Annotated in this window: 6 protein-coding genes, 8 tRNA genes and 2 pseudogenes; 13 read left to right on the forward strand and 3 right to left on the reverse strand. The window is 60.9% G+C overall.

The features are described 5' to 3' along the window. Positions 1-64 precede the first annotated feature (64 nt). Positions 65-1,753, forward strand: a complete 1,689-nt coding sequence (locus ACQ4WN_RS23325; protein WP_436553670.1) for an alkaline phosphatase family protein — start codon at positions 65-67, stop codon at positions 1,751-1,753. A 7-nt stretch (positions 1,754-1,760) separates the two neighbouring features. Here the strand turns inward: ACQ4WN_RS23325 and ACQ4WN_RS23330 are convergent. Both ACQ4WN_RS23330 and lysA read right to left on the reverse strand, forming a co-directional pair. Then, a pseudogene (locus ACQ4WN_RS23330) lies at positions 1,761-3,323 on the reverse strand (phospholipase D family protein). Positions 3,324-3,385: 62 nt separating this feature from the next. Then, entirely contained in the window at positions 3,386-4,657 is a 1,272-nt protein-coding gene (gene lysA / locus ACQ4WN_RS23335) for a diaminopimelate decarboxylase (RefSeq protein WP_436553671.1), read from the reverse strand. A 67-nt stretch (positions 4,658-4,724) separates the two neighbouring features. On the opposite strand from lysA, the gene ACQ4WN_RS23340 reads away from it, so the two are divergent. The 12 genes from ACQ4WN_RS23340 (at position 4,725) to ACQ4WN_RS23395 (ending at position 11,097) form a co-directional block, all read left to right on the forward strand. Then, complete coding sequence (locus ACQ4WN_RS23340) at positions 4,725-5,636, forward strand: LysR family transcriptional regulator (RefSeq protein WP_436553672.1); 912 nt, start codon at positions 4,725-4,727, stop codon at positions 5,634-5,636. A 68-nt stretch (positions 5,637-5,704) separates the two neighbouring features. After that, positions 5,705-7,111 carry a glutamate--tRNA ligase gene (gene gltX / locus ACQ4WN_RS23345; RefSeq protein WP_436553673.1) on the forward strand — a complete coding sequence of 469 codons (1,407 nt, stop codon included), beginning with the start codon at positions 5,705-5,707 and terminating at the stop codon, positions 7,109-7,111. A 124-nt stretch (positions 7,112-7,235) separates the two neighbouring features. Then, positions 7,236-7,311, forward strand: a tRNA-Ala gene (locus ACQ4WN_RS23350). Between the two features lie 66 nt (positions 7,312-7,377). Continuing rightward, a tRNA-Glu gene (locus tag ACQ4WN_RS23355) sits at positions 7,378-7,453 on the forward strand. Between the two features lie 134 nt (positions 7,454-7,587). Next, positions 7,588-7,663 (forward strand) — tRNA-Ala (locus tag ACQ4WN_RS23360). A gap of 37 nt (positions 7,664-7,700) precedes the next feature. Next, positions 7,701-7,776 (forward strand) — tRNA-Glu (locus tag ACQ4WN_RS23365). A 49-nt stretch (positions 7,777-7,825) separates the two neighbouring features. Continuing rightward, positions 7,826-7,901 (forward strand) — tRNA-Ala (locus tag ACQ4WN_RS23370). 810 nt (positions 7,902-8,711) lie between these two features. Continuing rightward, positions 8,712-8,787, forward strand: a tRNA-Glu gene (locus ACQ4WN_RS23375). Between the two features lie 120 nt (positions 8,788-8,907). After that, positions 8,908-8,983: transfer RNA gene (locus tag ACQ4WN_RS23380), tRNA-Glu, on the forward strand. 57 nt (positions 8,984-9,040) lie between these two features. After that, a tRNA-Glu gene (locus ACQ4WN_RS23385) sits at positions 9,041-9,116 on the forward strand. A 100-nt stretch (positions 9,117-9,216) separates the two neighbouring features. After that, entirely contained in the window at positions 9,217-10,386 is a 1,170-nt protein-coding gene (gene earP / locus ACQ4WN_RS23390) for an elongation factor P maturation arginine rhamnosyltransferase EarP (protein ID WP_436553674.1), read from the forward strand. A 135-nt stretch (positions 10,387-10,521) separates the two neighbouring features. After that, positions 10,522-11,097 (forward strand): elongation factor P, encoded by a 576-nt coding sequence (locus tag ACQ4WN_RS23395; RefSeq protein ID WP_100876390.1) that lies wholly within the window; start codon positions 10,522-10,524, stop codon positions 11,095-11,097. Positions 11,098-11,202: 105 nt separating this feature from the next. Here ACQ4WN_RS23395 and ACQ4WN_RS23400 read toward each other — a convergent pair. After that, positions 11,203-11,318: pseudogene (locus tag ACQ4WN_RS23400) on the reverse strand (IS1595 family transposase); the annotation flags it as partial.

Here is an 11,318-nt window from a genome sequence, read left to right on the forward strand (position 1 = left end):
TTGTCATCATTGCGTCATATAGTCGGCGTACGCTGCCCGATGGCCTAACTTTGGATGAGTGCATATGAGCAAGAATTTCTCCCTTTCCCGGCAACTGGCGCAGGCGCTGCTGCTGGTAGCCAGCGTGGCGGTGTGCCAGGCGCATGCGGCCAAAGTGCTTCCTGCTGCTTCTGCCACTGCGACGCAGCCGAAACTGGTGGTGGTACTGGTGGTGGACGGCTTGCCGCAGGAACAGGTGACGCGCTACCGCGACCAGTTCGGCCAGGGCGGTTTCCGCCGCCTGCTGGAGCAGGGCGCGTGGTTCAGCGATGCGCACCAGGCGCATGGCATCACGGTGACCGCCATCGGCCATTCGGCTGTGCTGTCGGGCGCTTACCCGTACCAGCATGGCGTGATCGGCAATAACTGGATCGATCCCGTGACGAAGAAATCCGTGTACTGCACCGAGGATGGCAATTTCCACTACATTGGCGAAGCAACGCAACCGGACGATGGCACGGCGCCGACCAGGCTGCGCGTGAGCACCCTGGGCGACGAGCTGCGCTATGCCACGGGCGACAAGGCCAAGGTCGTCACCGTCTCGGGCAAGGACCGCGGTGCCATCCTGCTGGCCGGGAAAACGGGCACGGCCTATATGTACATGGAAAAGACGGGCAACTTCGCCAGCAGCACCTATTACATGCAGCAGCATCCGCAATGGGTGCAGCGCTACCAGGCCGCCAGGCCGCAGGATCGTTATTATGGCAAGAGCTGGACGCCGCTGCTGGCCGATGCGGCCTATGCGCGCGACGCCCGTGATGATCTTGTGGCGGCCAAGCCGGGCACGCGCAACACCTTCCCGTTTGCCTACTACAGCGACAGCGGCAAGCTCGATGGCGAGTACTACAGCCGCTTGAAGTCCGGTCCCTTCCTCGACGAGCTGACGCTGGAATTTGCCCGCGCCGCCATCGATGGCGAAAACCTGGGCCGCAATCCGGCTGGCGTGCCTGATATCCTGGGCGTGAGCCTGTCCGCACACGATTATGTGAACCACGCCTACGGTCCGGAAAGCAAGATGTCGCACGACCACCTGCAGCGCCTGGACCGCATGCTGGCTGGCTTCTTTGCCGACCTCGATAAAAAAGTCGGCATGGACAATGTGCTGGTGGTGCTGACGGCCGACCATGGCTTTGCCAACGTGCCTGAATTTACGGAAGCGCGCGGCGGCTTTTCCGCCAAGCGCATCGACGGCGACAAGCTGGTGGCGGCATTGAACCAGCACCTGGCCACGACCCTGGGCATCGACAAGCTGGTGACGACGTCGTCGCTGCCGAATATCTACCTCGATTATGCGCTGGCGGAAAAGAGCGGCGTCCATCGCGCCGCCCTGGAAGACGCGGCGGCCCGCTTCCTGCTGCAGCAGGACGGCCTGGCGCAGGTCTACACGCGCACGCAGATGGAAACGGGAGCTGTCGCCACGCGCATGGATACCCTGATGCGCCGCGCCTGGAACCGCCAGCTGTCGGGCGACCTGATGGTAGTCACAAAGCCTGCCTGGTACTTCGGCAAGGGCGTTGGCGGCACCTCGCATGGCACGCCATACACGTATGACACCAACGTGCCGCTGATGGTATTCGGCCCCCGCTGGATCAAGCCGGGCGCTTATGGCCAGTATGCGGAAGTGGTCGACATCGCCCCGACCCTGGCTCATTTGCTGCGCATACGCCAGCCATCTGCGTCGGAAGGGCGGATTTTGACGGAAGCGGTGCGCTAGCCGCTCCTTACAGCAGCCAGTCGATCGGCAGCACCGACAGAATCGCCACTCCCATGCGCTTCCACACGCTGGTGCCCGGTTCCGTGTCGTAGCGCGTGGTGATGCCGCTGGCGTCGCGGGCGATCCAGTACAGCGCGCCATCGTCGCCCAGCAGCACCTGGTAGGCGCGTTGCGGGATGGTGGTGCGCATGGCCTGCCCCAGCTGGCTGGCCAGCGCGGGGCTGTCGATGACGAGACCCATTTCCGTGTTCAATTCGATCGAGCGCGGGTCGAAGTTGAACGAGCCGACAAAGATGCGCTGGTCGTCGACGGCAAAGGTCTTCGCGTGCAGGCTCGAAGCGGAACTGCCGAAGCGGCCCGGCTGTTCGCGCGCATCGCCCCGTTCCCACGAACGGCGCGATTCATACAGCAGCACGCCCGCTTCCAGCAGAGGTTTGCGCCACTTCGCATAGCCCGCATGCACGGCCGCCACGTCGGTCGCTTCCAGCGCATTCGTCAGGATGCGCACGCCCACGCCCTGTTTTGCCAGGTCGGCAAAGGCCTGCGTGCCGGCTTTGCCGGGCACGAAATACGGCGACACCAGGTCCACTTCCTTTTCCGGCACGCCCAGCAGGTTTTGCAGGTTTTCCGCCACGCCCGTGCCTGGCCTGGCCTTGTCCAGCACCTTGGCCGGGTCGTCGCTGACCATGCGCGTGTTTGCCCATTCGAAGGGCAGGGTGCGTTCCATCATCTGCTTGACGAAGGGCGAGGTGCGCAGTGCCTGCACGTATTCCTCGGCCGCCTTGGTATCGTCGATGCGGTCCGCCTCGGCGGCGATAGTGGCCGCGTCGCCGTCGACATGGCTGGTCAGCAGCAGACTGGCCGGGTAGGCCTAGGCGCTGTTCCAGTAGCGGTCGAAATCGTGCGAGACCTCGTCGACGACGGGACCGACGGCCAGCACGTCAAGGTCGGCAAACAGCACGTCGCCGGCCGCGCCAAAATATTCATCGCCCACATTGCGTCCGCCGACGATGGTGGCCTGGTTATCGGCCGTGAACGATTTGTTGTGCATGCGCCGGTTGAGGCGCGAAAAATCGGTGGCAAAGGCCAGCGCGCGCGGCGAACGGGGCACGAAGGGATTGAACAGGCGGATTTCCAGGTTCGGCTGCTTGCCCAGCATGGTCAGGGTCTGGTCCAGGCCCGCCGTGTTGTTATCGTCGAGCAGCAGGCGCACGCGCACGCCCCGTTCGGCCGCCTGGCGCAGGGCGTCGAAGAGCAGGGTGCCGGTGATGTCCTTGTGCCAGATGTAGTACTGCACATCCAGGCTGCGCTGGGCGGCGGCGGCCAGCAGGGCGCGCGCGGCAAAGGCATCGCGCCCGTCGACCAGCGGATAGATGCCGGACATGCGGGGATGCTGCGCCACTAATGGTGCAATGGCCGTGGCCAATTTGGTCTGTGCCGTATCCGTGATGACGGTCGACGCGCTGCGGCCTTCCAGCGAGGGCAGCGCAGCGCAGCCGGCGAGGACGGCGGACAGCAGCAGGGGCAGCAGGAAACTGGTGCTGCGGCGGGCAAGGATGGTGGCGGACATGGCAGGCTTTCATCGAATTGCCTCGATGTTAGCAGATGCGCATGCCCGCACGCGGTGCGGTTTTACAGTTGTTCCAGCGCGATCAGTTCGGCCACCGTCTGGCGGCGGCGGATCAGGCGCGAAGCTTCTCCATCGACCAGGTATTCGGCCGCATGCGGGCGGCTGTTGTAGTTCGACGACATCGACGCGCCATACGCGCCTGCGCCTTCGAAGACCACGTAGTCGCCCACCTGTGCTGCGGGCAACAAGCGGGTTTCCACCACGCCGCCATCGCGCTGGGTAAAGACGTCACCCGATTCGCACAGGGGGCCGCCGACGACGGTGGCGTGCTGCCCATCGAGAACGCGGCCATCGTGGGCGATGACCGACATTTCATGGTAGCTGCCGTACATGGCGGGGCGCATCAGTTCATTGAAACCCGTATCTAACAAGGTGAAGTGGTTGCCGCCCATTTGCTTGGTGGCGCGCACTTCGGCCACCAGCAGGCCCGCGTCGGCCACGAGGAAGCGGCCCGGTTCGATTTCCAGGTGCACGGCGTGGCCCAGGTGCGCCTCGATCTGCTTGCGCGCCGCATCCCACAGCTGGAAGTAGTGGTCCGTGTCGACCGGCTGCTCGCCTTCGCGGTAGGGCACGGACAGGCCTCCGCCCGTGGAAATGGCTTCGATGTCGTGGCCCATGTTTTTCACCAGGTCGACCATGGTGCCGCAGACGGTTTCCAGGTGGCTGTAGTCGACGCCCGAGCCGATGTGCATGTGCAGGCCCACCAGGTGCAGTCCATGTGCGCGGATGACGGCCAGCGCCTCTGGCAGCTCTTCATGCCAGATGCCGTGCTTGCTGTTTTCGCCGCCCGTATTGGTCTTGTTGCTATGGCCATGTCCATAGCCGGGATTGATGCGCAGCCAGACGCGGTGGCCGGGCGACACTGGGCCCAGCTGGCGCAGCATGTCGACGGAGCCGCAATTGACTTCGATCTTCGCCGCCGCCACGCGCGCCAGGGTGGCGCGGTCGAACAGGTCGCAGGTGAATACCACGCCGGCAGCGCCGTTCGTTTGCGCCGGCGTAAAGCCTGCCTGCAGCGCGCGTTCGATTTCGCCCAGCGAGACGGCGTCCACGTGCACGCCCGCTTCGCGCATCATGGTGAGCAGATGGATGTTCGAATTGGCCTTTTGCGCGAAGCGCACGGTGTCGAACTGCGCCAGCTGCGCGATGCGGGCACGGATGGTGGCCGCGTCGTAGACCCACAGGGGCGTGCCGTGTTCCTGGGCGAGTTGGGCGAGAGTCTGGTCGGCGACGGGCTGCATCGTGTGCTTTCGGTGGAATGGGAATAACTGCATGATGGCTGATTGTGCTTCGACTATAAAATATCCATTTAAGCCTACCTTATTCATTTATGATATGACCATGACTATCTCCCTGCGCCATATCGAAGTGTTTCGCGCCATCATGACGACGGGCAGCGTGACGGCCGCCGCCGCCATGCTGCACACATCGCAGCCCACCGTCAGCCGCGAGTTGGCGCGCCTCGAACATTTGACGGGCTTGACCCTGTTCGAGCGCGAGCGGGGGCGGCTGCGCCCCACGGCCCAGGCGCTGCAGCTGTTCGAGGAAGTGCAGCGCGCGTATTTCGGCCTGGAGCGCATCGTCAGCACGGCGGCGGCCCTGCGTCAGTTCGACCAGGGGCAGTTGTCGATTGCCTGCCTGCCCGTGTTTTCCCAGTCGCTGCTGCCGCAGGCTTGCAAGCGCTTCGTCGCCGATTTCCCGAACGTGAGCATCAGCATCACGCCGCAGGAGTCGCCGCTGCTGGAAGAGTGGCTGTCGGCGCAGCGCCACGATATCGGCTTGACGGAAGTGGGCAATGCGCCGCCGGGCACCGCGCTCGATACGCTGATGTCCGTCGATGAAGTGTGCGTGCTGCCCGACGGCCATGCACTCGCAAGCAAGGCCGTGCTGCAGCCGGCGGACTTCGCGGGCCAGCCTTTCATCAGCCTGGCTGCCGTCGACCCTTACCGCCAGCAGATCGACACCATCTTCGCGCAGGCCGGGGTGGAGCGGCGCATGGCGCTCGACACCCACAGCGCCGCCTCCGTCTGCGCCATGGTGCGCGAAGGCGTGGGGCTGGCCATCGTCAATCCGCTCACGGCGCTGGACTACGCGGGGCAGGGTTTGCAGATCCGCCGCTTTGCCGTGTCCTTGCCGTTCACGGTGAATCTCGTGAAACCTTTGCACCGGCCCTTGTCGCAACTGGTCGCCCTGTTCGAACAGGCGCTGCATGCGCAGGCGGACGAGGTGAAAAGACGCTTGCTGCAGCTGTGACGGCGCTTGTGGAGCGGAGGCGGTCAACAGAGTAAAATGGCGTTTTACTTCAAAGCCTGATTACTTCGATGACCACAACCGCTACTCCCGTCCGTACCCGTTTCGCTCCCAGCCCGACCGGCTATCTGCACCTGGGCGGCGCCCGCACCGCTTTATATAGCTGGGCGTATGCCCGCCACTTCGGCGGCACCTTCGTGCTGCGCATCGAAGACACGGACCTGGAGCGCTCCACGCCGGAAGCCGTGCAAGCCATCATCGAAGGCATGAAGTGGCTGGGCCTGGACCACGACGAAGGCCCGTTCTACCAGATGCAGCGCATGGACCGCTACCGCGAAGTGGTGGCGCAGATGCTGGCTGAAGGCACTGCCTATCATTGCTATTCCTCGCCGGAAGAAGTCGAGGCGATGCGCGAGCGCATGCGCGCCGCTGGCGAAAAGCCACGCTACGACGGCACCTGGCGTCCGGAGCCGGGCAAGACCCTGCCGGCCGTGCCAGCCGACCGCAAGCCTGTCGTGCGCTTCAAGAATCCGCTCGATGGCGACGTGACGTGGGACGACGTGGTCAAGGGTACGATCACGATTTCCAACCGCGAACTGGACGACCTGGTGATCGCGCGCCCGGACGGCACGCCAACGTATAACTTCTGCGTGGCCGTCGATGACTGGGACATGCAGATCACGCACGTGATCCGCGGCGACGACCATGTCAACAACACCCCGCGCCAGATCAACATCCTGCGCGCCATCGGCGCACCGCTGCCCCTGTATGGCCACCTGCCGATGATTTTGGGTGCGGACGGCGAAAAGCTGTCGAAGCGCCATGGCGCCGTCAGCGTGATGGATTACCCGGCGCAAGGATTCCTGCCGGAAGCGATGCTGAACTACCTGGCGCGCCTGGGCTGGAGTCATGGCGACGATGAAGTGTTCTCGACCGAGCAGTTCTGCGAGTGGTTCAACCTGAATCACCTGTCGAAATCGGCGGCCCAGTTCAACAATGAAAAACTGGCCTGGCTGAACAACCACTATATCAAGCAGGCCGACAACGCCCGCCTGGCCGACCTGGCCCGTCCGCAAATGCTGATCGCCGGCGCCGTCTTCGAAGGCGCGCCTGATCTGGCGCAAGTGCTGGGCATGATGAAAGAGCGCGCCAATACGGTCAATGAACTGGCTGCCGCCTCGATGCTGTTCTTCCGCGCGCCGCAGCCGGAAGCGGAACTGGCGGCACAGCACATCACGGATGCTATCAAGCCCGTGCTGGCGCAGTTTGCCGAGCGCATCGCCACGGTGGAGTGGAGCAAGGAAGCCGTCGCCGCCATGATCAAGGAAGTGCTGGCCGCCAACACCATCAAGATGCCGCTGCTGGCCATGCCTTTGCGTCTGATTTTGACGGGTCAGTTGCAGACGCCGGCCATCGACCAGGTGGTGGTGATGTTCGGTAGAGAGACCGTGCTGGCGCGCCTGGCAAAGTGGCTGTAAGTATCGCGATGAAATAACCGTAAAAACAGGGTGCGGAAACCTCTCCTATGAAAAGTTGCTCATAGACGAAAAAGGGTATTTGCAGAGTGAAACTTCTTTGCTATACTCTTGTTTCTGCACCAACGGGGGTATAGCTCAGCTGGGAGAGCGCTTGCATGGCATGCAAGAGGTCAGCGGTTCGATCCCGCTTACCTCCACCAGCAGCAAAATCGCAGTCAGGTTTTGTTAGTCGTTGAAGTGGTGCAGTTGTTGTTGGAAGTTCCGCGGTCCCCATCGTCTAGAGGCCTAGGACATCACCCTTTCACGGTGAGTACAGGGGTTCGAATCCCCTTGGGGACGCCAGGTAGTTGTGGTATAGTAGTGGCAGTTGTTTGTACTGATTGTTGTAAGTTCAGCCCCGTAAAAAGCGGAATCTGGATGGAAAGCAAGTAGTGGAACAAAGTCGCCAAGTGCGGCTTTTATTATTTCTGCGCCCGGGGGGTATAGCTCAGCTGGGAGAGCGCTTGCATGGCATGCAAGAGGTCAGCGGTTCGATCCCGCTTACCTCCACCAACAGCGCAGAAATAAGGTGGCAAACTGTAGTTCCGTGGTCCCCATCGTCTAGAGGCCTAGGACATCACCCTTTCACGGTGAGTACAGGGGTTCGAATCCCCTTGGGGACGCCAGTTCAGTCTGGTGTTGTAGTAGTAAGAAGTAACAGTGTTTCTGCGCCCGGGGGGTATAGCTCAGCTGGGAGAGCGCTTGCATGGCATGCAAGAGGTCAGCGGTTCGATCCCGCTTACCTCCACCAACAGCGCAGAAGTCACGTGATAATCAAAGTCGCCTTGAGCGGCTTTTTTTATTTCCGCGACACTTTCCGCCATACCCCTCGGGGGAATATGGCTAAGCTGTTAGTGCGCTTGCATGGCATGCAAGAGGTCAGCGGTTAGCTCCCGCCAACCTCCGCCAGCAGTGCAGAGGTCACGTGATAATCAAAGTCGCCTTGAGCGGCTTTTTTTATTTCCGCCAGTGATTTCTTCGCTCGGGGGGAATATGGCTAAGCTGTTAGTGCGCTTGCATGGCATGCAAGAGGTCAGCGGTTAGCTCCCGCCAACCTCCGCCAGCAGCGCAGAAGTCACGTGATAATCAAAGTCGCCTTGAGCGGCTTTTTTTATTTCCGCCAGTGATTTCTTCCCTCGGGGGAATATGGCTAAGCTGTTAGTGCGCTTGCATGGCATGCAAGAGGTCAGCGCTTAGCTCCCGCCAACCTCCACCAACAGCGCAGAAGTCACGTGATAATCAAAGTCGCCTTGAGCGGCTTTTTTATTTGCATCAGCGATTTCTTCGCTCGGGGGGTATGGCTAAGCTGTCAGCGCGCTTGCAGCTTGCTTGATGTGCAAGGGAAGGTTTTTTCTGCCTGGCTTGCCGCTACGAGGCGGTTTCTTTCATGACTTGCTGATACTCCTTTTTTCATAGGGAGGAGAGGAGTGAAATAAGATGGAAAATATGAAGGCCAGCAGTTGATTTCGTGAATCGCTTCGTGTTAAAATTCGCGCACGCTTTTTTGAGGGGCTAAGCAAAGCCTTCAACGAAGAGTCCGCTGAGAGTAAAGCCAGCACAGGTCCCCATCGTCTAGAGGCCTAGGACATCACCCTTTCACGGTGAGTACAGGGGTTCGAATCCCCTTGGGGACGCCAGGATTCAGTTGTAAAGTGAGTGCAGTGCTGAATGGGCCTGACAAGTCAGGCTTTTTTTGTTTCTGCGATTGCTGTAGTACCGGGTCAGGATGCGAAGTACTGCATTCCGGACAGATTTCTGTCCCCATCGTCTAGAGGCCTAGGACATCACCCTTTCACGGTGAGTACAGGGGTTCGAATCCCCTTGGGGACGCCAGATTCGCAAGTAGTTACAGGTCGGGATGCAGGGTAGCGCATCCAGGACAGATTTTCTGTCCCCATCGTCTAGAGGCCTAGGACATCACCCTTTCACGGTGAGTACAGGGGTTCGAATCCCCTTGGGGACGCCAGACCGGCTGAATCAGCCAACAAAAAGCCGCCTGGTAACAGCGCGGCTTTTTTGTTATTTGCCAGCATGCCAACGTTTCCCTCTTCATTTTTTGCCTGCTCATGCCATTACCTAGCGATCGCGCACCATCTCTGGCTATCTTCTGCAAAGTCGTCGACAACTACGGCGATATCGGCATTTGCTGGCGCCTGGCGCGGCAGTTGAGCGGCGAGCACGGCGTGGCCGTCACCTTGTGGGTTGACGATCTTGCAAGCTTCCGGCGCATCTGCCCCGGCATTCACGTGGCGGTGGAAACGCAGCAGGCCAGCGGCGTGACGGTGCGCCACTGGCGCGGCCAGGATGGCGTGTTTGCACCTGCCGATATCGCCGATATCGTCATCGAGTTTTTTGCCTGCGACATCCCGCCTGGCTACATCTCCGCCATGGCGCAGTGCGCGCCGCAGGCGGTGTGGCTGAACCTGGAAGGCTTGACGGCGGAAGAGTGGGTCGAGGGTTGCCATGCATTGACGTCGCCGCGCCATGGCATGATCAAGCATTTCTTCTTTCCCGGTTTTACGCATAAGACGGGCGGCTTGCTGCGCGAAGCGGCGCTCGACGAGCGGCGTTTGGCGTTCCAGGATGATGCACCCGCCATGGCGGCATTCCTGGGGCAATTTGGCGTGACGGCGGCGGAAATGTCTGCTTTGAAAGTATCGCTGTTCTGCTACCCGTCCGCCCCGGTCGCCCAGTTGTTTGGCGTGTGGCAGGCGGGCAGCGAGCCCGTGACGTGCCTGGTGCCGGAAGGCGTCGCGTTCGATGCCGTTCAAGCGTTTATCGGCGACGATGCGGCGGTGGGTGGTGCGGCGCGCACGCGCGGCGCGCTCACCGTGCGCGTGCTGCCTTTCGTGCCGCAAGACGATTACGACCGCCTGCTGTGGGCTTGCGACGTCAATCTCGTACGCGGCGAGGATTCCTTCGTGCGCGCGCAATGGGCAGGCCGGCCATTTCTCTGGCATATCTATCTGCAGGATGAAAACTTGCACCACGTGAAATTGCACGCCTTCTTGCAGCGCTATGCGGCAGACGTGGATGGGCCGATAGCCAGCCTGGTGCAGGCGGCGCTAGCCTGGAATGGCGCCAGCACGGACGCCTTGCCGTGGACGCAGCTGTGGCCGGCCTTGCAGGCCGACCTGCCGCGCATCAGTGCGCGCGCGCAGGCCTGGCAGCGGCAGATGCAGTCCAATGGCGATCTGGCAAGTAACTTGCTGGCGTTCGCCGGCGCGACGAGATAGGCGCTTGCCAAAAATTAAGGTAAAATGCCCGGTTATTTCTAACGTATTTTTAACCGATCAAACGCAAGCTTGCGGCGCTGATGGCGCACAGGCGGCAGATGGTCTTCATGCAACCCACTTTTTACGTACATTCCTATGAAACCCGCAAAAGAAATTCGTGTTGGCAATATCATCATGGTCGACAGCAAGCCAATGATCGTGTTGCGTTCTGATGTCAACGGTTCGAGCCGCACGGGCTTCACCTACAAATGGAAGATGAAAAATCTTCTGACGAACACCCCGATGGAAAACGTGTTCCGCGGCGACGACAAGTTTGACGTTGTTGTTCTGGATAAAAAACCAGTGACGTATTCGTACTTCGCCGACCCGCTGTTCGTCTTCATGGACACCGAGTACAACCAGTATGAAATCGAAGAAGAAAACCTGGGCGATGCACTGCATTACCTGAAGGATGGCATGGAATGCGAAGCCATTTTCTACGACGGCAAAGCCATCTCCGTTGAGCTGCCTACGACCATCGCTCGTCAAGTGGTGTACTCGGAGCCTGCAGTTAAGGGCAACACGTCGGGCAACGTCCTGAAAGAAGCCAAGATCGAAAATGCCATCGACGCACACCGCCACATCGTGCAAGTACCGCTGTTCGTGGCACAGGACGACGTCATCGAAATCGACACCCGTACCAACGAATACAAGCGTGTCGTACGCAACTGATAGCTCGTCACGCTGCGCTGCTCGCAGGGCCCGGCAAACACCGGCCAGGCTTGCTCCAGTGTTCGACCATCAAGAAACGCTGCCTTCGGGCGGCGTTTTTTTTTGCTATGTCACCGTAAGGTGTGGGAACTCTCCCATGGTTGCCTTCAACAATGTTTCTGGGGAGCGGATGCGTCCGGCGTCGAGTATCCAGCGCCACCCCAGATAATTCGGCAGGTAAT

The organism is Janthinobacterium pasteuri, assembly GCF_051380775.1.
In the GTDB taxonomy this organism is placed as follows: Bacteria; Pseudomonadota; Gammaproteobacteria; order Burkholderiales; family Burkholderiaceae_D; genus Janthinobacterium.